The sequence below is a fragment of the Pseudomonas sp. A014 genome (assembly GCF_052378495.1).
Classification (GTDB): Bacteria; Pseudomonadota; Gammaproteobacteria; order Pseudomonadales; family Pseudomonadaceae; genus Aquipseudomonas; species Aquipseudomonas machongensis.
Map to the genome: position 1 here is coordinate 1695810 of NZ_CP199001.1, position 22592 is coordinate 1718401.

At 63.4% G+C, this 22592-nt stretch carries 20 protein-coding genes and 3 tRNA genes; 17 read left to right on the forward strand and 6 right to left on the reverse strand.

The features are described from left to right. Nucleotides 1–7 precede the first annotated feature (7 nt). On the forward strand, nt 8–496 hold the full coding sequence (locus tag ACTYOL_RS08000; protein WP_065861244.1) for a glutathione peroxidase: 489 nt from the start codon (nt 8–10) through the stop codon (nt 494–496). On the opposite strand, the gene ACTYOL_RS08005 is transcribed toward ACTYOL_RS08000, so the two are convergent. After that, entirely contained in the window at nt 486–2798 is a 2313-nt protein-coding gene (locus ACTYOL_RS08005; RefSeq protein ID WP_444757757.1) for a response regulator, read from the reverse strand. The genes ACTYOL_RS08000 and ACTYOL_RS08005 overlap by 11 nt on opposite strands. A 225-nt stretch (nt 2799–3023) precedes the next feature. On the opposite strand from ACTYOL_RS08005, the gene ACTYOL_RS08010 reads away from it, so the two are divergent. Together ACTYOL_RS08010 and ACTYOL_RS08015 are read left to right on the forward strand one after the other, a co-directional pair. Continuing rightward, complete coding sequence (locus ACTYOL_RS08010) at nt 3024–3914, forward strand: ATP-binding protein (protein WP_112897744.1); 891 nt, start codon at nt 3024–3026, stop codon at nt 3912–3914. Continuing rightward, the gene (locus tag ACTYOL_RS08015; RefSeq protein ID WP_054893049.1) at nt 3911–4393 is read left to right on the forward strand and encodes a GAF domain-containing protein; all 483 of its coding nucleotides are present in this window, start codon (nt 3911–3913) and stop codon (nt 4391–4393) included. Before ACTYOL_RS08010 ends, ACTYOL_RS08015 begins: the two co-directional genes overlap by 4 nt. A gap of 51 nt (nt 4394–4444) precedes the next feature. On the opposite strand, the gene ACTYOL_RS08020 is transcribed toward ACTYOL_RS08015, so the two are convergent. Next, a complete protein-coding gene (locus tag ACTYOL_RS08020; RefSeq protein ID WP_054893050.1) occupies nt 4445–5212 on the reverse strand; it encodes a hypothetical protein in 768 nt (255 codons plus the stop codon). A 337-nt stretch (nt 5213–5549) separates the two neighbouring features. Between ACTYOL_RS08020 and ACTYOL_RS08025 the strand changes: the two genes are divergently transcribed. The 3 genes from ACTYOL_RS08025 to ACTYOL_RS08035 all read left to right on the forward strand — a co-directional run bounded on the left by ACTYOL_RS08025 (nt 5550) and on the right by ACTYOL_RS08035 (nt 5864). Continuing rightward, nucleotides 5550–5625, forward strand: a tRNA-Glu gene (locus ACTYOL_RS08025). 2 nt (nt 5626–5627) lie between these two features. Continuing rightward, nucleotides 5628–5703: transfer RNA gene (locus tag ACTYOL_RS08030), tRNA-Gly, on the forward strand. 85 nt (nt 5704–5788) lie between these two features. Next, nucleotides 5789–5864 (forward strand) — tRNA-Gly (locus tag ACTYOL_RS08035). Nucleotides 5865–5964: 100 nt separating this feature from the next. Here the strand turns inward: ACTYOL_RS08035 and ACTYOL_RS08040 are convergent. Both ACTYOL_RS08040 and ACTYOL_RS08045 read right to left on the reverse strand, forming a co-directional pair. Beyond that, complete coding sequence (locus tag ACTYOL_RS08040) at nt 5965–6375, reverse strand: PA2817 family protein (RefSeq protein WP_054893051.1); 411 nt, start codon at nt 6373–6375, stop codon at nt 5965–5967. Between the two features lie 133 nt (nt 6376–6508). Beyond that, the gene (locus tag ACTYOL_RS08045; RefSeq protein WP_153773495.1) at nt 6509–8956 is read right to left on the reverse strand and encodes an acyl-CoA dehydrogenase; all 2448 of its coding nucleotides are present in this window, start codon (nt 8954–8956) and stop codon (nt 6509–6511) included. A gap of 184 nt (nt 8957–9140) precedes the next feature. On the opposite strand from ACTYOL_RS08045, the gene ACTYOL_RS08050 reads away from it, so the two are divergent. The 3 genes from ACTYOL_RS08050 (at nt 9141) to ACTYOL_RS08060 (ending at nt 11620) form a co-directional block, all read left to right on the forward strand. After that, nucleotides 9141–9764, forward strand: a complete 624-nt coding sequence (locus tag ACTYOL_RS08050; protein WP_444757758.1) for a glutathione S-transferase — start codon at nt 9141–9143, stop codon at nt 9762–9764. Nucleotides 9765–9911: 147 nt separating this feature from the next. After that, the gene (locus ACTYOL_RS08055; RefSeq protein WP_063543816.1) at nt 9912–10844 is read left to right on the forward strand and encodes an ABC transporter ATP-binding protein; all 933 of its coding nucleotides are present in this window, start codon (nt 9912–9914) and stop codon (nt 10842–10844) included. Beyond that, nucleotides 10841–11620 (forward strand): ABC transporter permease, encoded by a 780-nt coding sequence (locus ACTYOL_RS08060; protein WP_054893055.1) that lies wholly within the window; start codon nt 10841–10843, stop codon nt 11618–11620. Before ACTYOL_RS08055 ends, ACTYOL_RS08060 begins: the two co-directional genes overlap by 4 nt. On the opposite strand, the gene ACTYOL_RS08065 is transcribed toward ACTYOL_RS08060, so the two are convergent. After that, a complete protein-coding gene (locus ACTYOL_RS08065; RefSeq protein WP_151924181.1) occupies nt 11504–12130 on the reverse strand; it encodes a DUF2062 domain-containing protein in 627 nt (208 codons plus the stop codon). The genes ACTYOL_RS08060 and ACTYOL_RS08065 overlap by 117 nt on opposite strands. Nucleotides 12131–12272: 142 nt before the next feature. Between ACTYOL_RS08065 and ACTYOL_RS08070 the strand changes: the two genes are divergently transcribed. From ACTYOL_RS08070 to murB, 8 genes are all read left to right on the forward strand, one after another. After that, complete coding sequence (locus ACTYOL_RS08070) at nt 12273–14495, forward strand: DNA internalization-related competence protein ComEC/Rec2 (RefSeq protein ID WP_197889856.1); 2223 nt, start codon at nt 12273–12275, stop codon at nt 14493–14495. Nucleotides 14496–14606: 111 nt separating this feature from the next. Beyond that, nucleotides 14607–15242 (forward strand): MotA/TolQ/ExbB proton channel family protein, encoded by a 636-nt coding sequence (locus tag ACTYOL_RS08075; protein WP_028690976.1) that lies wholly within the window; start codon nt 14607–14609, stop codon nt 15240–15242. Continuing rightward, nucleotides 15239–15673, forward strand: a complete 435-nt coding sequence (locus ACTYOL_RS08080) for an ExbD/TolR family protein (protein ID WP_200603956.1) — start codon at nt 15239–15241, stop codon at nt 15671–15673. Before ACTYOL_RS08075 ends, ACTYOL_RS08080 begins: the two co-directional genes overlap by 4 nt. Beyond that, nucleotides 15673–16668, forward strand: a complete 996-nt coding sequence (lpxK, locus tag ACTYOL_RS08085; RefSeq protein WP_065861205.1) for a tetraacyldisaccharide 4'-kinase — start codon at nt 15673–15675, stop codon at nt 16666–16668. Before ACTYOL_RS08080 ends, lpxK begins: the two co-directional genes overlap by 1 nt. A 41-nt stretch (nt 16669–16709) precedes the next feature. Further along, on the forward strand, nt 16710–16895 hold the full coding sequence (locus ACTYOL_RS08090) for a Trm112 family protein (protein ID WP_054893060.1): 186 nt from the start codon (nt 16710–16712) through the stop codon (nt 16893–16895). Beyond that, a complete protein-coding gene (kdsB, locus tag ACTYOL_RS08095) occupies nt 16892–17656 on the forward strand; it encodes a 3-deoxy-manno-octulosonate cytidylyltransferase (RefSeq protein WP_153773499.1) in 765 nt (254 codons plus the stop codon). Before ACTYOL_RS08090 ends, kdsB begins: the two co-directional genes overlap by 4 nt. Then, a complete protein-coding gene (locus tag ACTYOL_RS08100; protein ID WP_063543821.1) occupies nt 17656–18120 on the forward strand; it encodes a low molecular weight protein-tyrosine-phosphatase in 465 nt (154 codons plus the stop codon). The genes kdsB and ACTYOL_RS08100 overlap by 1 nt, the downstream gene beginning before the upstream one ends. Next, complete coding sequence (murB, locus tag ACTYOL_RS08105; protein WP_444757759.1) at nt 18117–19136, forward strand: UDP-N-acetylmuramate dehydrogenase; 1020 nt, start codon at nt 18117–18119, stop codon at nt 19134–19136. Before ACTYOL_RS08100 ends, murB begins: the two co-directional genes overlap by 4 nt. Before the next feature lie 100 nt (nt 19137–19236). Here the strand turns inward: murB and rne are convergent, their stop codons facing one another. Continuing rightward, the gene (gene rne, locus ACTYOL_RS08110; protein ID WP_444757760.1) at nt 19237–22467 is read right to left on the reverse strand and encodes a ribonuclease E; all 3231 of its coding nucleotides are present in this window, start codon (nt 22465–22467) and stop codon (nt 19237–19239) included. Nucleotides 22468–22592 lie beyond the last annotated feature (125 nt).

Genomic DNA, 22592 nt, shown 5'->3' on the forward strand with positions numbered 1-22592 from the left:
GATCGACATGGCCGATGCGTTGCTGGACATTCCCTGCGTCACCCTCAAGGGGGAGCAGAAAAAACTCGGCGACTTCGCCGGCAAGGCGCTGCTGGTGGTCAATACCGCCAGTCAGTGCGGTTTCACACCGCAGTACAAGGGGCTTGAGAAACTGTGGCAGGACCATGCCGCGCAGGGCCTTGTGGTACTGGGCTTTCCGTGTAATCAGTTCGGCAAGCAGGAACCGGGCGATGCGTTGGAAATTTCGCAGTTCTGTGAACTCAACTTTGGCGTGAGCTTCCCGCTGTTTCGCAAGATCGAGGTGAACGGCCCGGGCGCCCACCCGCTGTTCGCCGAGCTGAAGAAGCGTGCGCCCGGCCTGCTGGGGACGCAGAAGATCAAGTGGAACTTCACCAAGTTCCTGGTCGACCCGTCCAGTGGCAAGGTCACGCGCTACGCACCGACCACCAAGCCGCAGGCGCTGGAAGCCGATATCGAGCGTCTGCTCAACCGCTGACCGGCACCCAATGGTCGATCAGGGCGAGTAATTCTTCGCGCCGGAACGGCTTGGCCAGGTAGTCGTTCATGCCCGCGGCGCGACAGCGTTCGCGCTCTTCGGGCATGGCGTTGGCGGTCAGGGCGACGATCGGCAGGTCGGGCCAGCGCCCGCTCTGGCGGATGCGCCGGCTGGCCTCGTAGCCATCCATCACCGGCATGTTGCAGTCCATCAGCACCATGTCGAATCCTTCGCGCTCGAGGATCTCCAGCGCTTCGGCACCATGGGCGGCCACCTGCACCTGGCAGCCGAGCTTGGCGAGCATGCCCTTGGCTACCAACTGGTTCACGGGGTTGTCTTCCACCAGAAGGATCTGTGCGCGTCGCTCCAGCAGGCGGCCGACCTCGGAGGGTGCGGGTGTAGCGTTTTCGCCTTGCAGGGTGCGGCGCAGCATCTGGTACAGGGCATTGCGCGCCAGCGGGCGAGCCTGCTGGTGCAAAGGCGCCAATTGCGCGGTTTGCTCTGCGGGCAGGAAGTTGCCGTAGGCCGTGACCAGCAGGATCGGTGCGTTGATACCGGGGCGCAGTTCGAACAGGTGCTCGGTGTCGTCGGTGATGAGCAGGTCGATGGCCATGCCGTCGAGCCCACTGGCATCGTCGCGTCGCTGATAATCCAGCCCCCAGCTTGGCAGCAGGCCATGCAACAGCTCAGCCAGACCGCTGGAGGCGTTGCTCAGTGCCACCACCTGACCCTTCAGCGGCGCAGGCGGGACTGCTTCGGTGTGCGTGGGCAGCGGAAGATCGGCGCTGAAGCGGCTGCCGAAGCCGGTTTGCGAGTTGATATGCAGATGCCCCTGCATGGCCTTGCACAGGTTACGGGTCAGGGCCAAGCCCAGGCCGGTGCCGCCATACTGGCGGGTGATGCCTGCGCCAGCCTGGGTGAAGGGCTGGAAGATGCGCACCTGGGCTTCCTCCGGGATTCCGATACCGGTGTCGCACACTTCCAGGCGTACGCCGCCGACGATGCTCGAAAGACGAAGGTCGACACGCCCGAAGCGGGTGAACTTGAGCGCATTGGACAGCAGGTTGCTGACGATCTGGCGCACCCGGGTGGGGTCGCCGAGCACGGTGCTGGGAAAGTCCGGAGCGATCAGGCAGGTCAGTTCCACACTGGGCGCGGCGTTCTGCGACAGGAGGTTGGCGGTGTCCTCGACCATCGCCCCCATGTCGAAAGGGATGCGTTCGAGCTCCAGTTGCCCGGCATCGAACTTGGACAGGTCGAGGATATCGTTGAGCAGCTCGACCAGCACCTTGCCTGAGTCGTGGGCGATCGACAGCTGCTGGCGTTGCTCGGCGTTCAGCCCGCTGTCCAGGGCCAGGGCGATCATGCCGAGCATGCCGTTGAGCGGTGTGCGGATCTCGTGGCTCATGTTGGCCAGGAAGGCGGCGCGCGCCTGGGCCATGTCCAGGGCGCGGCGGCGGGCTTCCTCCAGTTCCTCGTTGGACTGGCTGAGCCGGCTGTTGCTGGCCTTGAGTTCTTCGGTGCGGGCCGAAACGATGTCTTCCAGTTCGTTGAGGTACTGGGTGAGGCGGTTCTCGGCGTTGCGCCGCTGCTGGATCTCGGTGGCCATGCTGACGAATTGCTGGTTGGCGACCTTCACCAGTACCCCGATCTCGTCGTGCTCATGACCGTTGGGGTAGTCCAGACGAGTCTGGCCGGGCTGGCGTGGGTCGCTGCCGCTCAGGGCGCCGATGACGGTGACCAGGGGTTTGGTCAGCATGATGTAGAACAACCCCAGGAGAATGCCGGTCAGCACCAGGCTGCGGGCGAAGCCGTTGAGCAGGGTGATGCCGGCTCGGTCGAGAAAGCGGCTGCCGAAGGCATAGGTGTCGACATCCAGGTACAGGGTGCCGAGGTAATCGTCGGGCATGTGGGCGAGGAACAGGCGATCCTTGAACTGGCGCTGCTCGCCGAACAGGAAGTCGCTGAGCGGCCGATAGCTGTCTTCCTGGCGCGGGCGATGGACGTCGGCCAGCACCGTATCGTCGTTGTCGATCAGGCGTGCGCGGATGATCGCTGGCGACTGCAGCAGCCCGCCGGTGAGCTCCTGGGCCAGCTCCGCATCGATGTTGTAGGCGATGCGCGAGGCCGGGTCATGGCTTATTTGCAGCAATGCCTGCACTTCGCGGTTGATGGACGCGTCTTCGCTGGCATAATCGATGCCGATCTGGATGAGACTGAGCAATGTTCCCAGGATGAAGCCGACCAGGACTGTCAACCGGGCTTGCTTGTATGACAGGCGATTGGTGAACTTGATATCCATGGTTCCCGAGCCGGTTCAACGCCCCTTGCGCTGCGCAAGCATAGCCGATCAGCCCCGGCTGCTGGCGGGTCTGTCTGTTGTTTCGAGCGATCCAATCAATGGGCCGGTGCGCGGCCATCGCGAGACGAGCTCGCTCCTACAACCCCTGTTGGCTCTGTAGGGGCAGTGTCGTCCCGCACTGGCTGCGCCTCGGCTCCTGAACCGGTCTTGACTAAGGAAACCTTCATGGACACCCGCCTCATTGCATTCCTGGAACACGCTGAATCCATACTGACGCGCCTCGAACCACTGCTGCCGGCGCCCCGCCCGCAGATCGACTGGTCGTCGACCCTCGCTGCGCGCTGGCAGCGTGATGGCCGCAGCGGCTACCTCATGCCGTTGGAAGTCAGCCTCGACATCCGGCTCTCGGACCTGATCGGTGTCGATCAGCAGCGTGAGCAACTGGGCCGCAACACCCATCAGTTCATCAATGGCATGCCCGCCAACCACGCCCTGCTGTGGGGCTCGCGGGGCACCGGCAAGTCGTCGCTGGTACGTGCGCTGCTGGCCGAACATGCCGGGCAGGGCCTGCGCCTGATCGAGATCGAGCGCGATCACCTGGCCGACTTGCCGCGGGTGGTCGAGCAACTGCAAAAGCTCGAGCAACGCTTCATCCTGTTCTGCGACGACCTTTCGTTCGAAGCGGGAGAGGGCGATTACCGGGTGCTCAAGAGTGTGCTCGATGGTTCGCTCGAACAGGCGCCGGACAACGTCCTGCTCTATGCCACCTCGAACCGCCGTCACTTGGTGCCCGAGAAGCAGAGCGACAATGAAAACTGGAAGATGATCGACGGCGAGCTGCACCCCAACGAGGCGGTGGAAGACAAGATCGCCTTGTCTGACCGTTTTGGCTTGTGGTTGTCGTTCTATCCGTTCACCCAGGAGCATTTCCTCAACGTGGTCGAGCACTGGATCGGCCAACTGGCGCGCCCGGCCGGGTTGGCCTGGCAGCGCACAGAAGAACTCGACATCCTCGCTGCGCGCTGGGCCACCGGCCGCGGCAACCGTAATGGCCGTTGTGCCTACCAGTTCGCCCGCTACTGGGTTGGACTGCAATTGCTGGAGCAGAACCAATGATCGACCTCAACGCCAGTGGCAAAGGCCTCGATGGCTACGACCTGCTGGCTGCGCAAGTGCAGGCGCTGTTCGCCGACGAGCGTGATTTCATCGCCAACGCCGCGCAGTTCTCGGCATTTCTCTACCACCAGGTGGAAGACCTGAATTGGGCGGGTTTCTACCTCAACCGCAACGAAGAACTGGTGCTAGGGCCGTTCCAGGGGCAGGTGGCGTGCGTGCGCATCGCATTCGGCAAGGGTGTGTGTGGCGCGGCAGCAGCCACCCTGCAGACCCAGCGAGTGGAGGATGTGCATGCCTTCCCTGGGCACATCGCCTGTGACAGCGCATCCAACAGCGAGCTGGTGATTCCGTTGGTAAAGGAGGGCAGGCTGATTGGCGTGCTCGACCTGGACAGCCCGAGCCTTGCGCGTTTCAGTGAGGCCGATCAGCGAGGGCTGGAACGCCTGGCGTCGATCTTCCTGGCGTTGAGCGACTGCTGAAAAACAAGAAGGGCCGCTTTTGCGGCCCTTCTTGTTTTCAATGGTTGTGGATCAGTCGTAGATCACCCGCTTTTTCCACGTCTCGTCTTCATCGGTTTTCAGACCCTGGGTCAGCGCATTCTGGTCATTTTCGGCCGGCTCCATCTGGTCCAGTACTTGCGCGTTGGCGCGAGCGAGCAGTTTTTCCAGGTAGGTCAGCTGCTCTTCATATTGTTTCGGTTCCGGTTGTTTGCGCAGGTACTGCACGCCGCGTTCGAACGCCAGGCGCGCATGGCCAGGTTGATTCTGCTGCAACGCCTGCTGGCCCAGGTTATTGAAGAATTCGATGTGCAGTAATACCAGGATGTGACGAATTTCCCTGACCCAGTACTTGCCTTCGTTGGACTGCAGGAAGTTTTCCTGGGTAGCGCGCACGATCTGGTTGTGCAGCGACTCGAGCAGGAAGCGCACGTCCTTGGCCTTGACCTCGGTCTGAATCGGGCTCGGCGGGTTGTTGACCGGCAACTTGTCGCCCTTGGCAATCAACCCTTCGAGTTCGACGATGCGCGCCTTGAAATCGCCGTTGTGCTTGTCCAGCGCCAGCAGGCGCTGATTGAGGTTCAGCTCCAGGCGGGTCAGCAGCAGCTTGAGCGCCGGAGTCATCAGTTGGCCGGGGAAGGTTTCGGTGATCTCGCCGCAGCGGCGCAGGCGTTCGGTCAGCTCGACTTTAAGGCGCGCGCGCTCGAGCTTGGCGTTTTCCACGACATTGTTGAGGTAGCCGATCACGATCAGCAACGCGATACCCGCCACGATGAGCAGGGTGATCAGAAGTGGTGTCACCGTTAACGCCTCATGAAGAAGTTTTGCATCATTGAGTGTAGTGAGTTCGCCAGGGGGCGAACAGTGCAGCCTGGCGGACAGGCTCTACCCATGGGTGTCGGCTCAAGGGCAAAAATCTACAGTGCTGGCACTTTGATGCGAGCTTGCCGGGCTGGCGTCAGAAAAGCAACGCCAATCCCCGGGCGCATCATGCGCAGCCACTGTACAAGGGCGGAAGTCGTTGATTTAAATAAATTTCCACAAAGGGGTTGACGGCTTGTCGAGGCATCCATAGAATGCGCGCCACTTGCAGCGTAAAGCACACAGCCAAACGCAGCAGGCAGTGAAGTTGTAGTGTGTCCCCTTCGTCTAGTGGCCTAGGACACCGCCCTTTCACGGCGGTAACAGGGGTTCGAGTCCCCTAGGGGACGCCAATGCGGGAATAGCTCAGTTGGTAGAGCACGACCTTGCCAAGGTCGGGGTCGCGAGTTCGAGTCTCGTTTCCCGCTCCAGTTTTAGAACTGTGGCGTCCATTGACGGTGCAGCGGTAGTGAAAGGTTCAGGCCATTCACACCACATGCGGTTTTGCTTCACATTGCGGGAATAGCTCAGTTGGTAGAGCACGACCTTGCCAAGGTCGGGGTCGCGAGTTCGAGTCTCGTTTCCCGCTCCATTTGAAAACGCCACTTCATCGAAGTGGCGTTTTTTTTGCCTTCAAAAACAACGCAGCCATGGGGCCACGGACATTTTTTAATGCCCGTGGCCATTCTTGCTCAGTGGCGCTCGCCCTGGTCGGGTGCGCTCAGCAACTGCTTCTCCAGGTTCCAGTCGAAGGGCTCTTCATTCTGCTCGGCCTCGTAGCGACGCTCTTCCAGCGTCTGGTACAGCTCGAGTTCTTCATCGGGCATGTAGTGCAGGCAGTCGCCGCCGAAGAACCACAGCAGGTCACGCGGAACCAGATGAGCGATCTGCGGGTAGCGCGTGATCACCTGGCAGATCAGGTCCTGGCCCAGGTACTGGCTTTCCAGTGGGTTCTGCGGCAGCAGGGTCAGCAGTTCGTCGAAGCGTTCGAGGAACAGGGCGTGGCTTTCTTCCGGCACTTGCTCGGCGTCGCCCAGGGCCACCAGGATGGTGCGCAGGTGTTGGAGCAGTTGCAGGTGGTACTCCAGGTGGGGGTTGGCCATGGGGGCGATCCTCTGGTGTTGAAACGGGGGCCGGAGTATACGCAGGTTTTGCCCCGCAGGGGCAGGCGCAGCCGCTCGTACTGCCTTGACCACCGGCCCGCTAGGGGCCGGGGGTCTGTCTGACTGAAGGTGCTCAGCGCACCTTGCCCTCCACGGGCAGCAGTTGCGCCTTGTCGAAAGCATCTACATCGATCACTGTCCGGCGCGCGGCTTCGGCTGCCTGGAGTCTCTCGCCTTCATCAGCCTGCAGCACGCCGGCCTGCACGGCGGCTTCGATGTCCGACTGGCCCGGCGCGGGATGCACCTTGCCCTCCTTGAGCCCCTGGTGCAGCGCCTTGTGCAGTGGCGCCACCTCGTCCAGCAGGTCGCAAGCCGTCTGCAGGGCGGCTACCGGATCACCTTCGCCGTCAGGGCGGAAGCAGCCCGCCAGCAGTTCCTCCAGTGCCGGATCACCCTTGCGTCGGCCGATCAGTTCAGCAACTTCTTTATCCAGTTCATCGCTTGGCCCGGTGTGGCGGCGACCGAACGGGAAGACCAGAACCCGCAACGCACAGCCGATGAAGCGATTGGGGAAGTTGTCGAGCAGCCGGTCGAGGGCTTTTTCGGCCTGCCCCAGACTTTCTTCCAGCGCCCAGCGCAGCAGAGGTTGCATGTGCTCGGGTGAGCCGAGGTCGTGATAGCGCTTGAGCGCTGCAGATGACAGGTACAGGTAGCTGAGGACATCCCCCAGGCGCGCGCTCAGGCGTTCGCGCCGCTTCAGCGCGCCGCCGAGCAGCATCATCGACAGGTCGGCAAGCAAGGCGAATGCGGCCGCCTGACGGTTCAGCGCACGGAAGTAGCCCTGGCTGAGGGCATCGCCCGGCATCTTCTCGAAGTGCCCCAGCCCGATGCCGAGCACGAAAGTGCTGGCCGCATTGCTGGCGGCGAACATGATGTGCTTCATCAGCAGATCGTCGAACTCGTTGAGCGCCTGCTCGCGATCCTCGCGCCCGGCGAGGGCCATTTCCTTGAGGACGAAGGGGTGGCAGCGGATCGCGCCCTGTCCGAAGATCATCAGGTTGCGCGAGAGGATGTTGGCGCCCTCGACGGTGATGAAGATCGGCGCGCCCTGCCAATTGCGACCCAGGTAGTTGTTCGGGCCCATGATGATGCCCTTGCCACCGTGTACGTCCATGGCGTGCTGGATGCATTCACGGCCGCGTTCGGTCAGGTGGTACTTGAGGATTGCCGAAAGCACCGAGGGCTTCTCGCCCAGGTCCACTGCCTTGGCAGTGAGCAGGCGGGCGCTGTCCATCAGCCAGGCGTTGCCACCGATCCGTGCCAGCGATTCCTGGATGCCCTCGAAGGCGGACAGCGGCACGTTGAACTGCTCGCGGACGCGGGCGTACTGGCCGGTGACCAAGCTGGTGTACTTGGCAGCGCCTGTACCAACCGCAGGCAGCGAGATGGAGCGGCCGACCGACAGGCAGTTCATCAGCATCATCCAGCCCTTGCCGAGCATGTCCTTGCCGCCGATGAGGAAGTCCAGGGGCACGAACACGTCCTTGCCGCTGTTCGGGCCATTCATGAAGGCTGCACCCAGCGGCAGGTGGCGCTTGCCGATCTCCACGCCCGGGGTGTCGGTGGGGATGAGTGCCAGGCTGATGCCCAGGGATTCCTGTTCGCCCAGCAGGTGATCGGGGTCGTAGGCCTTGAAGGCCAGGCCCAGCAGGGTGGCCACCGGGCCGAGGGTGATGTAGCGCTTCTCCCAGTTCAGGCGAAGGCCGATGACTTCCTCGCCGTTCCATTCCCCCTTGCAGACGATGCCGGTGTCAGGCATGGCGCCAGCGTCGGAGCCGGCCAGTGGGCCTGTGAGGGCGAAGCAGGGGATTTCGTCGCCACGGGCCAGGCGCGGCAGGTAGTGGTTACGCTGTTCATCGGTGCCATAGTGCAGCAGCAGTTCGGCCGGGCCGAGCGAGTTGGGCACCATCACGGTCGAAGCCAGGTCGCCGCTGCGAGTGGCGAGTTTCATCGCCACCTGGGAGTGAGCGTAGGCGGAGAAGCCCTTGCCGCCGTATTCCTTGGGGATGATCAGGGCGAAGAAGCCGTGCTGCTTGATGTGTTCCCAGGCTGCGGGTGGCAGGTCGAGGTCCTGGCCGATCTGCCAGTCGCTGACCAGGGCGCAGAGTTCCTCGGTGGGGCCATCGATGAACGCCTGTTCTTCTGCGGTGAGCGTGGGGGCAGGGTAGTCGAGCAGGGTATTCCAGTCGGGCTGGCCGCTGAACAGCTGGCCGTCCCACCATACAGTGCCCGCGTCGATCGCTTCGCGCTCGGTCTGCGACATGGGTGGCAGGGTGCGCTGGAACCATTTGAACACGGGGCCGGTGAACACCTGGCGCCGCCACTGCGGCAATATCAGCAGGGCGGCCTTGGCGGCCAGCACCAGCCAGATCACGGTCAGCAGCCAGCCAGGTGCGTCGGCGAAGATGCCCATCAACAGCACATAGGCGGCGATCACCCCGAGGATCTGCAGCGGTGCCAGACGTCGATGGGTGAGATATGCGGCGCCGATCACCAGCACCACCAACCACAACAGCAGCATAGTTCTTCCTCCTTGGAAGCTTGGGCTCGAGCCATCCCGGATAGCTTAGACGCGATGCGCCGGATGGCTCGCTAAGAACAGTGACAGGGTGTGGCCACAGGAGTTTCAGAGCATTGTCCCCTGGTACAGGTGGCGTCACTGTGGAGTAGACTGTCCACCCTCTGCACTCACTAAGGACGTTGTCATGCTGAAGATCTGGGGTCGCAAGAACTCGAGCAATGTGCGCAAGGCGTTGTGGATCGCCCACGAGTTGGGGCTGGAGTTCGAGTCGATCGACGCCGGTGGGGCGTTCGGTGTGGTCAACGAGCCTGAGTACCGTGAGCGCAACCCCAATGGCCTGGTGCCGATGCTCGAGGATGGCGACTTCGTCCTCTGGGAGTCCAACACCATCGTGCGCTACCTGAGCGCTGAATATGGTGCCGAGCAGGGCTGGTACCTGGACGATCCGCGCCAGCGTGCCCTGGCGGACAAGTGGATGGACTGGACCACATCGTCCTTCGCCGCGCCGTTCCGCCCGCTGTTCTGGGGCATGCTGCGTACCCCGGAGAATGAGCGTGACTGGACGGCGATCAACGCTGCGCGGGAAAAGTGCGCAGAGTTGCTGGCGATCGTCGACAAGACGCTGGCAACCCAACCCTACCTTTCCGGTGAGCAGATCGGCATGGGCGACATTCCGCTGGGCTGCTTTGCCTACGCCTGGTTCGAGATGCCCATCGAGCGTCCCGATCTCCCCAACCTGCAGGCCTGGTACGAGCGCCTGAAGGCGCGTCCGGCCTATCAGGCCGCAGTAATGACGGCGCTGACCTGAGCGGATACCCCGCCCGTTTCGATAGTCACTATCGATATACATGACTGTACTTGTGCGGTCAGGCCTTGCACCATGGCCGCACTACTCACTGCGCCAGTGACTTGACCTGGCGTGTCCTGAACCTTTTTCTTCGGTACGTGACCCGCTATGAGTTCTGCCCTGTCCATAAGACAGCTGACCAAGACCTACGGCAACGGCTTTCAGGCCCTCAAGGGCATTGACCTGGAGGTCGCCGAAGGTGACTTCTTCGCCTTGCTGGGCCCCAATGGCGCCGGTAAATCCACCACCATCGGCATTCTTTCGACCCTGGTGAACAAGACCAGCGGCACGGTGAATGTCTTCGGCCATGACCTGGACCGCCAGCCAGCCGCGCTCAAGCGCAGCATCGGCGTGGTGCCCCAGGAGTTCAACTTCAACCAGTTCGAGAAGACCTTCGACATCGTCGTCACCCAGGCCGGCTACTACGGCATCCCGCCGAAGCTGGCCAAGGAGCGTGCCGAGCAGTACCTCACCCAACTGGGGCTGTGGGACAAGCGAGACGTGCAGTCGCGGTCGCTGTCCGGCGGCATGAAGCGTCGTCTGATGATCGCCCGTGCGCTGATCCATGAGCCGCGCTTGCTGATCCTCGACGAGCCGACGGCTGGCGTGGACATCGAACTGCGTCGCTCGATGTGGAGTTTCCTCACCGAGCTGAACCAGAAAGGCATCACCATCATCCTCACCACCCACTATCTCGAGGAAGCCGAGCAGCTGTGCCGCAACATCGGCATCATCGACCACGGCACCATCGTCGAGAACACCAGCATGCGCCAGTTGCTGGGCAAGCTGCACGTCGAGACCTTCGTCCTCGACCTCAAGCAGGACCTGCCCGCGGCGCCGAAGCTGCAAGGTTACCCGTGCCGGCTGATCACGCCGCACACGCTGGAAGTGCAGGTGGAAAAGGATATCGGCATCACTGCGTTGTTCGGCCAATTGGCGTTGCAGAACATCGAGGTGCAGAGCCTGCGTAACAAGACCAACCGACTCGAGGAGTTGTTCGTGGCCCTGGTGGAAAAGAATCTGTCGAAGGTGGCGGTATGAGTGTGGAACTGCGCACCAACTGGGTCGCCCTGAATACGATCGTCTATCGCGAGGTTCGACGCTTTCTGCGTATCTGGCCGCAGACCCTGCTGCCGCCGGCGATCACCATGGTGCTGTACTTCGTCATCTTCGGTAACCTGATCGGCCGTCAGATCGGCGACATGGGTGGCTTCACCTACATGGAGTACATCGTGCCGGGGCTGATCATGATGTCGGTGATCACCAACTCCTACGGCAACGTGGTGTCGAGCTTCTTCGGCAGCAAGTTCCAGCGTTCGATCGAAGAGTTGATGGTCTCGCCGGTCTCGCCGCACACCATTCTCGTCGGCTACGCCCTCGGTGGTGTGTTACGCGGCCTGGCGGTAGGCGTGATCGTGACCATCCTGTCGATGTTCTTCACCCACCTGCAGGTGCATCACTTGGGTGTGACCATCGTTGTGGTGCTGCTGACGGCGACGATCTTCTCGCTGCTGGGGTTCGTCAATGCCGTGTTCGCACGTAATTTCGACGATATCTCGATCATTCCGACCTTTGTTCTGACACCGCTGACCTACCTGGGTGGCGTGTTCTACTCCATCAACCTGCTGCCGCCGTTCTGGCAGACCGTGTCGCTGGCGAACCCGGTGCTGCACATGGTCAACTCGTTCCGCTACGGCATTCTAGGGGTGTCGGATATCAGCATTGGTACGGCGATCACCTTCATGCTGGTGGCTACCGCGGTGCTCTATACCCTGTGCGTCCGCCTGCTGGTCAGTGGTCGCGGCATGCGTGCATGACACCCTGCACTTGCGCCGGCGCCACTGCCGGCCGACCCACCAGCGCCAGTAGAGCAAGGTGGTGAAGTAGGCGGCAACGCCCAGTATCACGCCGCACACCACCGAGCCGAGCAGGAACGGCTGCCAGACGGTGGACAGTTGGTCGGTGATCCATTCGAAGGTCAGTTCTTCCGGGAGCGTTCGCGGAGGAATCTGCATCAGCCACGCGCCGGTCATGTAGGTGACGAAGAACACCGGTGGCATGGTCAGCGGGTTGGTCAGCCAGACCAGGCTGACCGCGATGGGCAGGTTGCCGCGTACCGGTATCGCCAGACTGGCGGCCAGCAGCATCTGCATGGGGATGGGGATGAGCGCTGCGAACAACCCTACGCCCATGGCCCGAGCGACCGAATGGCGATTCAGGTGCCAGAGGTTGGGGTCGTGCAGCAATCGGCCGAAAAAGCGTAAGGACTTGTGTTCCCGAATGCTGGTCGGATCCGGCATGTAGCGTTTGAAGAGGCGGCGCGGCATGTAGGCTCCCGGTGCTCGAATAGGGCGAGTATGCCTTGATTCCACGTCAGCCTCGTTCAGAGTTTGTGACAATTGTTGAGTGAGCTCGGCGGCCAAACAGGCCTAGCCTGACGGGGCGATTACGCTTGCGGAGCTTTACTTCATGCGCACAGGGATGTCTGCGCTGGCGCTCGGGTTGTTGAGCCTGGGTCTCTTGCCTGCCTTGCCGTCGGTCGGATGGCTGTTCCTTCTGTTCTTGTCGGCACTGATGTGCCTGTTCACTCGCGTCTGGCCGATAGGGTGGTTCCTGCTGGGGCTGAGCTGGGCCTGCTGGTCGGCGCAGCAGGCCCTTGATGATCGCCTGATCGCCGAGCTCGATGGGCGCACACTGTGGCTGGAGGGCAGGGTGACGGGGCTGGCGACGCAGTCCGGGCGCAGCGTGCGTTTCGAGCTGGACGAGGCACAGTCCCGGCGTGCGAAGTTACCCCGCCGGATGCAACTGAGCTGGTTCGACGGCCCCATGGTCCGGACTGGCGAGCGCTGGCGGCTCGCGGTCAACCTCAGACGCCCTCAGGGGCTGCTCAATCCCCATGGTCCCGACCGTGAGGCAATGCTGCTGGCACGGCGCATTGGTGCCACAGGAACGGTCAAGGCCGGGGAGATGCTGGCCCCGGCGAGCGGGGGCTGGCGCGACAGGCTGCGCCAGCGCTTGCTGGCGGTGGACGCGCAGGGGCGGGAGGTGGTGCTGGCGGCGTTGGTGCTCGGTGACGGTTCTGGGCTGGCGCGGGAGGACTGGCAGGCCTTGCAGGCGACCGGCACCGTGCACCTGATGGTGATTTCGGGGCAGCACATTGGCTTGCTGGCGGGGCTGATCTACGGGCTGGTTGCCGGACTGGCCCGTCTGGGTGCCTGGCCAGGGAGGCTACCGTGGTTGCCCTGGGCGTGCGGCCTGGCGATGGCAGCAGCCTTGGCCTATGGCGCCCTGGCTGGCTTTCAGGTGCCGGTGCAGCGTGCATGCCTGATGCTGGCCACTGTCTTGGTCTGGCGTCTGCGCTTTCGTCATCTGGGGGCGTTCTTCCCCTTGTTGCTGGCTTTGGTCGGTGTATTGCTGTTCGAGCCCCTGGCCAGCCTGATGCCGGGCTTCTGGCTGTCTTTCGCGGCGGTGGCGGTGCTGATCTACTGCTTCAGCGCGCGTCTGGGTGGCTGGCGGCCCTGGCAGGCCTGGAGTCGTGCTCAATGGGTGATCGCCATCGGTTTGCTGCCCGCGATGCTGGCGCTGGGTCTGCCTGTCAGCCTCAGCGCGCCCTTGGTCAATCTCCTGGCAGTACCCTGGATCAGCCTGGCGGTGTTGCCATTGGCCCTGCTCGGAACGGCGACACTGCCGTTGGCAGGGCTGGGGGAATCGTTGCTGTGGCTGGCAGGTGGGTTGATCGACCTGATGTTTCGCGCGCTCGGCCTGCTGGCCGAATGGCATCCACCCTGGACGCCCCCGCCGCTTTCGCTGTGGGCGTGGACGCTGGTGTGTGCGGGCGCGTTGCTGCTCTTGCTGCCACGTGGCGTGCCGCTGCGAGGGCTGGGGGCGGTGATGCTGCTGGCGCTGTGGGCGCCTCGCGAGCAGGTGCCGCACGCAGAGGTGGAAGTCTGGCAACTGGATGTTGGTCAAGGCTTGGCGGTGCTGTTACGCACGCGGCATCACAGCCTGCTCTACGATGCCGGGCCTGCGATGGGCACCAGTGACCTCGGGCAAAGCGTGGTGCTGCCGACCTTGCGCAGGCTGGGCGTCACCCAGCTCGATCTGATGTTGATCAGCCATGCGCATGCCGACCACGCCGGCGGCGCTCTGGCCGTGCAGCGCAGCCTGCCGGTGGCGCGGGTGCTGGCTGGCGAGGCTCGGGAGTTGCCCGCAGTCTTGGGCGCGCAGGTGTGCAGCAGTGGTGAGCGCTGGGAGTGGGATGGCGTGATGTTCTCGCTCTGGCATTGGCCCGATGGCAAGAACAGCAACGACCGCTCCTGTGTGCTGCTGGTCGAGGCCCAGGGGGAGCGCTTGCTGCTGGCTGGCGACATGGAGGCCGCTGCCGAGCGTGCCTGGCTGGAGTCCGCCGATGCGGCACGTATCGACTGGCTGCAGTCTCCGCATCATGGCAGCCGCAGTTCCTCCACTGAACCTTTCATCCGCGCCATCGCGCCACGTGGCGTGATGATTTCCCGTGGGCGACACAATGGCTTTGGTCACCCGCACCCGCAGGTGGTCGAGCGCTATCGGCGACATGGGCTGGCAGTGCATGACACGGCATTGCAAGGGGCGCTGCGCCTGCGACTGGGCAGGCAGGGAGAGGTCGAGGGATTGCGCGCCCAGCGGCGCTTCTGGCGTGAGCCGCCTTCGTAGGCGGTGCACGCCTGAAATATGCTGGTCACCCGCCAGCCCCCTGACCTTCGGCAGATGAGCCCCATGCCTGCCTATGGTAGAGTGGCGGCCTTTTTCAGGGGGATGCTTACTGTGTGGGAATTGGTCAAGTCCGGCGGCTGGATGATGCTGCCGATCATTCTGAGCTCCATCGCAGCCATGGCGATTGTCGTCGAACGCCTGTGGACCCTGCGCGCCAGTCGCGTCACCCCGCCGCACCTGCTGGGCCAGGTATGGATGTGGATCAAGGACAAGCAACTGACCAGTGACAAGCTCAAGGCCCTGCGCGCCGACTCCCCCTTGGGCGAGATCCTCGCCGCGGGCCTGGCAAACTCCCGCCATGGCCGCGAGATCATGAAGGAATGCATCGAGGAGGCCGCCTCTCGGGTCATCCACGAGCTCGAACGCTACATCAGCACCCTGGGCACCATCGCTGCAATGGCTCCGTTGCTCGGCCTGCTTGGCACTGTACTTGGCATGATCGACATCTTCAGTGCGTTCATGGGCTCGCAGATGACTGCCAACGCCGCGGTGCTCGCAGGGGGTATTTCCAAGGCGCTGGTGACCACCGCAGCGGGCCTGATGGTTGGTATCCCCGCCGTATTCTTCCACCGTTTCCTGCTGCGCCGCATCGATGAGCTGGTGGTTGGCATGGAGCAGGAGGCGATCAAGCTGGTCGAGGTGCTGCAGGGCGACCGCGAGGTCGAGGTGGCCGGAGGCAAGGCGTGAAGTTCCGGCGCAATCGACAACGCGAGAACGTCGACATCAACCTTGCATCGTTGATCGATGTGGTGTTCGTGCTCTTGCTGTTCTTCGTGGTCACCACCACGTTCACCCGCGAGACCCAACTGCGTGTCGAGCTGCCCGAGGCCGCCAGCGGCGCACCGGCCGCGGAGCAGAATGGCAAGCTAGTGGAGGTGACGATCAGCGCCGATGGCGTGTATTCGGTGAACAACCACCTGCTGCCCAAGAGCGACCTGGCCACCCTGACCGAGGCCATTGAGCGCGAATCGGGGGGCGACAACACATTGCCTCTGGCGATCAGTGCCGATGGCAAGACCCCGCACCAGGCGGTGATCACTGCGATGGATGCTGCCGGCAAGCTCGGCTTCAGCCACCTGCGCATGACCACCGTCGAGGCGGCTCCGGGGACGCCCTGATGGCTTTCACCGATCGCCTGCTCGCCGCCTGGTATCAAGGCCATCCCGCCCTGGGGCTGTTGCGCCCGCTCGAGGCCCTTTACCGGCGGGTGGTGACGCGCAAGCGTGCGCGTTTCCTGAGTGGCGAAAGCGCCAGCTATCGGGCTCCGGTGCCGGTCATCGTGGTGGGTAATATCACCGTCGGGGGGACCGGCAAGACGCCCATGATCCTCTGGCTGATCGAGCATTGCCGAAGCCTGGGGCTGAAGGTCGGCGTGGTCAGTCGTGGATATGGCGCCAAGCCGCCTCATTTCCCCTGGCGGGTCCGCGCCAGTCAGAGCGCTGCGCAGGCCGGAGACGAACCGTTGCTGATCGTGCAGCGTACCGACGTGCCGCTGATGATCGACCCTGACCGATCCCGTGCCGTGCAAGCGCTGTTGGCCAGCGAGCCGTTGGACCTGATTCTCTGTGATGACGGCATGCAGCATTACCGGCTGGCGCGCGACCTGGAGCTGGTGCTGATCGACGCGGCCCGTGGTCTCGGCAACGGCCGATGCCTGCCGGCCGGCCCGTTGCGTGAGCCGGTCGAGCGCCTGGATGACGTCGGTGCAGTGCTGCACAACGGTGCGACCGTCGATCCGCCGCGTGGATTCGCGTTTGGTCTGCGTCCGAGTGCTTTGGTCAATCTACGGACCGGCGAGCGTCGTCCGCTCGAGCATTTTCCTGCCGGTCAGGCCCTGCATGCCGTGGCTGGCATTGGCAACCCGCAACGTTTCTTCAACACCCTGCAAGGGCTAAACTGGCAGCCCGTGCCGCACCCTTTCGCCGACCATGCGCAGTTCGATGCCCAGAGCCTGGCATTCGAGCCACCGCTGCCATTGGTCATGACTGAAAAGGACGCGGTGAAATGCCGTGACTTTGCAGGTGACGACTGGTGGTACCTGGCCGTTGATGCCGAACCGTCTCCATCCTTCGTCGCCTGGTTCGATGCGCAGCTCGCTCGTCTGCTGCCTTGAATCACTTCCACTTTCCGGCCTCCGGCCTCAAGGACACCTCCATGGACACCAAACTGCTCGATATCCTGGCCTGCCCGATCACCAAAAGCCCACTCAAGCTCAGCGCCGACAAGACCGAGCTGATCAGCAAGGGCGCCGGCCTGGCCTATCCGATCCGCGACGGCATCCCGGTCATGCTGGAGAGCGAGGCGCGCACCCTGAGCGACGACGAGCGCCTGGACAAATGAGCCTGAATTTCACTGTGGTGATTCCTGCCAGGCTGCGCTCCACGCGCCTGCCAGGCAAGCCGTTGCTACCGATCGCCGGCAAGCCAATGATCCAGCATGTCTGGGAACAGGCCCTCAAGAGCGGTGCCTCACGTGTAGTCATTGCTACCGACGATGCCAGTATTCTCGAAGCATGCCAGGCCTTTGGCGCCGAAGTGCTGATGACGCGTGCCGACCATGAGTCGGGTACCGACCGTTTGGCCGAGGTGGTCGCGCATCTGGGCTTGCCGCCAGACGCCATCGTGGTCAACGTGCAGGGCGACGAGCCGTTGATACCGCCGGTGATCATTGATCAGGTGGCCGCCAATCTGGCGGCTCACCCCGAGGCGGGTATCGCAACCCTGGCCGAGCCGATCCACGAGCCGCAAAGCGTGTTCAACCCCAACGCGGTCAAGGTGGTCAGCGACAAGAACGGCCTTGCCCTGACCTTCAGCCGTGCGCCGCTGCCATGGGCGCGCGATGCCTTCGCCAAAGGCCGCGACCTGTTGCCGGAAGGGGTGCCGTATCGTCGCCATATCGGCATGTATGCCTACCGTGTCGGCTTCCTGCAGGATTTCGTCGGTTGGGGCCCGTGCTGGCTCGAGCAGACCGAGGCGCTGGAGCAGTTGCGGGCGCTTTGGCACGGCGTGCGTATCCATGTCGAGGATGCCATCGAAGCGCCGGCAGTGGGTGTCGATACCCCTGAAGACCTGGAGCGCGTACGGCGCTTGCTGGAGGCCTGATGCGCGTATTGTTCGTCTGCCTGGGCAATATCTGCCGTTCACCCACCGCCGAGGGTGTTCTGCGCCACCAATTGCAGGCTGCAGGGCTTGCAGAGCGCGTGCACGTGGCCTCAGCAGGGACCGGAGACTGGCACGTGGGCAAGGCGCCCGACAGCCGTACCTGCAAGGCTGCACTGGTACGGGGTTATGACTTGTCGCGCCAGCGCGCACAGCAGGTCAAGGCCGCTCACTTCGGTGAGTACGACCTGATCCTGGCCATGGACAAGAGCAATCTGGGTAACCTGCAGGCGCTACGCCCGCAGGATGCTCGCGGCGAGCTCGACCTGTTCCTGCGCAGGTATGGCGCGATGCTGGATGAGGTGCCGGACCCTTACTATGGCGGTGCCGAAGGTTTCGAGCAGGTGCTGGACCTGATCGAAGCGGCCTGTCGCGAGCTGGTCGTGGAAATCAAGGGGCGGTTATGACAGCGCAGTGGCAGGAGCGTGTATCGCTCAAGCCGTTCAACACCTTCGGTATCGACGTCAAGGCGCGCTACCTCGCTTTGGCCCATGACGACGATGAAATCCGCCAGGCTCTGGCAGTGGCTGCGCAACGGCAGTTGCCGGTGCTGGTGGTCGGCGGCGGCAGCAACCTGCTGCTGACCCGCGACGTCGATGCCTTGGTACTGCACATGGCCAGTCGTGGCCGACGCATCCTCAGTGACGATGGCGAGCGTGTCGTGATCGAGGCCGAGGCAGGCGAGCCGTGGCATCCGTTCGTGCAATGGAGCCTGGCGCAGGGCCTGTGCGGGCTGGAGAACCTCAGCCTGATCCCCGGCACGGTCGGGGCGGCACCGATGCAGAACGTCGGGGCGTACGGGGTCGAGATCAAGGATGTGTTCGCAGGCTTGACCGCTCTGGACCGTGAGACCGGCCAGTTGCGTGACTTCACGTTGAACGAGTGTGCGTTCGCCTATCGCGACAGTGTGTTCAAGCGCAACCCGGGCCGTTGGTTGATCCTGCGTGTGCGTTTTGTGCTGAGCCGTACATTGCGTGCGCACCTGGACTACGGGCCGGTTCGACAGCGCTTGCAAGAGCAGGGCGTGCAGGAGGTGACTGCACAGGCCATCAGCGATGCCATCTGCAGTATTCGTCGCGAAAAGCTTCCGGATCCGGCCGAGCTGGGCAATGCTGGCAGCTTCTTCAAGAACCCGGTGGTCTCGGTGCAGTTGGCTGAGGGTATTCGCGCACGTTATCCGAGTCTGGTCGCCTATCCCCAGTCTGAGGGGCAGGTCAAGCTGGCGGCAGGCTGGCTGATCGAGCAGGCGGGCTGGAAGGGCTACCGTGAGGGTGATGCTGGTGTGCATCGCTTGCAGTCGCTGGTGCTGGTCAATTACGGCCACGCGAGTGGCGCACAGTTGCACGCTCTGGCGCAGCGAATCCAGGCGGATATCCTTGAACGGTTTGGCGTCGAGTTGGAGATGGAGCCAAATCTGTACTGATCGCCACCACCAGGCTGGCCCGGCTTTCCTGGGTTTTGAGCGATAAAGAAAAACCCCCGCCAGTTCGCACTGGCGGGGGTTTTTCATTCAACTGCTGGAATCAACCGTGGTGAGGCTTGTGCTCATCCTCGGTGGTTTCCAGTGCCGGGGCAGCTTCGGCGGCAGCCTGGGCTGCGGCAGCAGCAGCGGCAGCGGCTTCAGCCTCACGCTTGCGGCGACGCACTTCACGCGGGTCGTTCGGCGCGCGGCCGTTCGGCAGCATGATGGTGGCCGCTTCTTCGACAGCCGGCTCTTGGGCCGGAGCAGTTTCAGCTACAGCAGGGGCAGGCTCTTCGGCAGGGGTTGCTTCAGCGACGACCGGTGCTGCCTCGACAGCCACTGGCTCGACCACGACAGGCTCGATCACTTCGGCTTCGACAGCGGGTGCTTGCTCTACGGCAGTTTCAGCAATCGGTGCTTTCTCCGCTTCGCTCGCTTCCACGGCCGGTGCTTCGGTGGCTGGCGCTTCGACTGCAGGCGCAGGCTCGCTGGTGGCCACTTCGGCCTGTGGTTGTGCAGGCGCTTCGACGACAGGCTCGATGCCTGGTTCGACCACGGTCACAGGCGCATTGACCGGCTGCTCGACGACAGGCGCGATCGCGACTTCCTCAGCTTTGGCGACAACCTCGGCCGGCTCGGCGGGCTGAACCACTTCACGGTCGTCGGCCTCCACGACAGTGGCGGTGGCGCGCTCGGCCTGCTCGTTGGCCTGGGCCTCGGCGTCGGCACTGATATTGCTGCTGGCAACGGCAGCGGTGACTGCCAGGCCTGCGGCCAGTTCGGCACCCAGCTCAGTGGCCTTGTGCTGCTGTGGCTGCTGCTCTTCGCCGGCTTCATCATCGCCGTCGATCAGTTCACCATTGGCATTGCGCTGGCGCTCACGACGGTTGCTGCGGCGACGCTGGCCACGGGAGCGGCGGCGAGGGCGTTCGCCATCGGCACCCTCCTGCTCATCCTGCAGCAGTTCTTCGTTAGGCAGTTGCTCCTCGCTCGCCTCGGCAGCCTGTTCGGCGGCACGTGGCTGGCGCTCTTCGCGCGGCTGGCGTGGTTGGCGTTCTTCGCGTGGTGCGCGCTCTTCACGCTCCTCGCGTGGTGCGCGTTCCTCACGGGCCGGACGCTCTTCACGAGGTGCGCGTTCTTCGCGTGGGGCACGTTCTTCGCGTGGTGCGCGTTCCTCACGGGGTGCGCGCTCTTCGCGGGCTACGCGTTCCTCGCGAGGTGCGCGCTCTTCGCGTGGAGCACGCTCCTCGCGGGCCGCCGGGGCAGTATCCAGTGGCTCGCGCAATTCGCGGACGCGTTCTTCACGATTACCACGGCGGTCTTCGCGTGGTTGACGAGGTGCACGTTCTTCGCGTGGTGCACGTTCTTCACGAGGTGCGCGCTCCTCGCGTGGCTGGCGCTCTTCGCGTGGGGTGCGCTCACTGCGCTCTTCACGCGGTTTGCGGTCTTCATCGCGACGGCCATTGCGGTTGCGGCTCTGCTGACGGCCGTTGCGGCGTTCCTCGTTGCGCTGGCTGCGCTCGGTGGTCGGCTTCTCGGGGGTGGCGGCGGGAGCGACGACGGGTTCTTCCTTGCCGGCGAACAGGCTGACCAGCGACTTGACCAGGCCCTTGAACAGGCTTGGCTCTGGCGCGGCGACAGGCGCTGGAGCGGTTGCAGCAGGTTTTTCTTCGCTCGGGCTAGGCTCAGGGGCGTTGGTGCGAGCCGGAGCGGTCTTCACTGCAGCTTCCTGGCGAACCAGGGTGCGGGTAGCGGTTGGTTGCGGCGCTTCCTCGGCTTCGCTGGTGGCGATTTCGTAGCTCGACTGGTTGTTCAGCACGTCCGGATTGTCGTCGCGCAGGCGCTGGACTTCGAAGTGCGGGGTTTCCAGGTGGTCGTTCGGCAGGATGATGATGCGTGCACGGGTGCGCAGTTCGATCTTGGTGATCGAGTTGCGCTTCTCGTTGAGCAGGAAGGCGGCTACCGGGATCGGCACCTGTGCGCGTACCTCGGCGGTACGGTCTTTCAGTGCTTCTTCCTCGATCAGGCGCAGGATCGCCAGCGACAGGGACTCGACGTCACGGATGATGCCGGTGCCCGAGCAGCGCGGGCAGACGATGCCGCTGCTTTCGCCCAGCGACGGACGCAGGCGCTGGCGAGACATCTCCAGCAGGCCGAAGCGCGAGATGCGGCCGACCTGGACGCGGGCGCGGTCGGCTTCGAGGCATTCGCGAACGCGTTCCTCGACGGCGCGCTGGTTCTTGGCCGGGGTCATGTCGATGAAGTCGATGACGATCAGGCCGCCGATATCACGCAGGCGCAGCTGGCGGGCGATTTCCTCAGCCGCTTCCAGGTTGGTCTGCAGGGCGGTTTCCTCGATGTCGCTGCCTTTGGTGGCGCGCGCCGAGTTGATGTCGATGGAGACCAGGGCTTCGGTCGGATCGATGACGATCGAACCGCCGGACGGCAGGTCGACCACACGCTGGAAGGCGGTCTCGATCTGGCTTTCGATCTGGAAGCGGTTGAACAGCGGGACGCTGTCTTCGTACAGCTTGACCTTGCTGGCGTACTGCGGCATCACCTGGCGGATGAAGGTCAGGGCTTCTTCCTGAGCATCGATGCTGTCGATCAGTACTTCACCGATGTCCTGGCGCAGGTAGTCGCGAATGGCGCGGATGATGACGTTGCTTTCCTGGTAGATCAGGAAGGGCGCGACGCGATCCTGGGAGGCTTCCTTGATGGCGGTCCAGAGTTGCAGCAGGTAGTCGAGGTCCCACTGCATCTCTTCGCTGCTGCGGCCCAGGCCGGCCGTGCGCACGATCAGGCCCATGTCGCCGGGAACGGTCAGGCCGTTGAGGGCTTCGCGCAGCTCGTTGCGCTCTTCGCCTTCGATGCGGCGGGAAATGCCGCCAGCGCGTGGGTTGTTCGGCATCAGGACCAGGTAGCGGCCGGCGAGGCTGATGAAGGTGGTCAGGGCCGCGCCCTTGTTGCCACGTTCTTCTTTCTCGACCTGGACGATGACTTCCTGGCCTTCGCTCAGCACTTCCTTGATGTTCACCCGACCTTCAGGCGACTTCTTGAAATACTCGCGGGAGATTTCCTTCAGCGGCAGGAAGCCGTGACGTTCGGAACCGAAGTCGACGAAGGCGGCTTCGAGGCTGGGTTCGATGCGGGTGATCTTGCCTTTGTAGATGTTGGCCTTTTTCTGCTCACGCGCGCCGGACTCGATATCCAGGTCGTAGAGGCGTTGGCCATCCACCAGGGCTACACGCAACTCTTCGGGTTGAGTCGCGTTAATCAGCATTCTTTTCATGTTGTACCGTCGGTTTCCGGGCTGCCGGAAACGGCGTTCGGCACACACGACTTCTCATGGTCGGTGCCAAGGTGCGCAAAGGGTGGCGTGCCACCCCCGTGTCCAACGACGTTCGGCACCAGCCG

What these genes read in the sequence shown, in the direction of transcription:
- ACTYOL_RS08000 (WP_065861244.1), top strand. Translation starts at nt 8, where the DNA reads ATGGCCGATGCGTTGCTGGACATTCCCTGCGTCACCCTCAAGGGGGAG.
- ACTYOL_RS08005 (WP_444757757.1), bottom strand. Translation starts at nt 2,798, where the DNA reads ATGGATATCAAGTTCACCAATCGCCTGTCATACAAGCAAGCCCGGTTG.
- ACTYOL_RS08010 (WP_112897744.1), top strand. Translation starts at nt 3,024, where the DNA reads ATGGACACCCGCCTCATTGCATTCCTGGAACACGCTGAATCCATACTG.
- ACTYOL_RS08015 (WP_054893049.1), top strand. Translation starts at nt 3,911, where the DNA reads ATGATCGACCTCAACGCCAGTGGCAAAGGCCTCGATGGCTACGACCTG.
- ACTYOL_RS08040 (WP_054893051.1), bottom strand. Translation starts at nt 6,375, where the DNA reads ATGGCCAACCCCCACCTGGAGTACCACCTGCAACTGCTCCAACACCTG.
- ACTYOL_RS08045 (WP_153773495.1), bottom strand. Translation starts at nt 8,956, where the DNA reads ATGCTGCTGTTGTGGTTGGTGGTGCTGGTGATCGGCGCCGCATATCTC.
- ACTYOL_RS08050 (WP_444757758.1), top strand. Translation starts at nt 9,141, where the DNA reads ATGCTGAAGATCTGGGGTCGCAAGAACTCGAGCAATGTGCGCAAGGCG.
- ACTYOL_RS08055 (WP_063543816.1), top strand. Translation starts at nt 9,912, where the DNA reads ATGAGTTCTGCCCTGTCCATAAGACAGCTGACCAAGACCTACGGCAAC.
- ACTYOL_RS08060 (WP_054893055.1), top strand. Translation starts at nt 10,841, where the DNA reads ATGAGTGTGGAACTGCGCACCAACTGGGTCGCCCTGAATACGATCGTC.
- ACTYOL_RS08065 (WP_151924181.1), bottom strand. Translation starts at nt 12,130, where the DNA reads ATGCCGCGCCGCCTCTTCAAACGCTACATGCCGGATCCGACCAGCATT.
- ACTYOL_RS08070 (WP_197889856.1), top strand. Translation starts at nt 12,273, where the DNA reads ATGCGCACAGGGATGTCTGCGCTGGCGCTCGGGTTGTTGAGCCTGGGT.
- lpxK (WP_065861205.1), top strand. Translation starts at nt 15,673, where the DNA reads ATGGCTTTCACCGATCGCCTGCTCGCCGCCTGGTATCAAGGCCATCCC.
- ACTYOL_RS08090 (WP_054893060.1), top strand. Translation starts at nt 16,710, where the DNA reads ATGGACACCAAACTGCTCGATATCCTGGCCTGCCCGATCACCAAAAGC.
- kdsB (WP_153773499.1), top strand. Translation starts at nt 16,892, where the DNA reads ATGAGCCTGAATTTCACTGTGGTGATTCCTGCCAGGCTGCGCTCCACG.
- ACTYOL_RS08100 (WP_063543821.1), top strand. Translation starts at nt 17,656, where the DNA reads ATGCGCGTATTGTTCGTCTGCCTGGGCAATATCTGCCGTTCACCCACC.
- murB (WP_444757759.1), top strand. Translation starts at nt 18,117, where the DNA reads ATGACAGCGCAGTGGCAGGAGCGTGTATCGCTCAAGCCGTTCAACACC.
- rne (WP_444757760.1), bottom strand. Translation starts at nt 22,467, where the DNA reads ATGAAAAGAATGCTGATTAACGCGACTCAACCCGAAGAGTTGCGTGTA.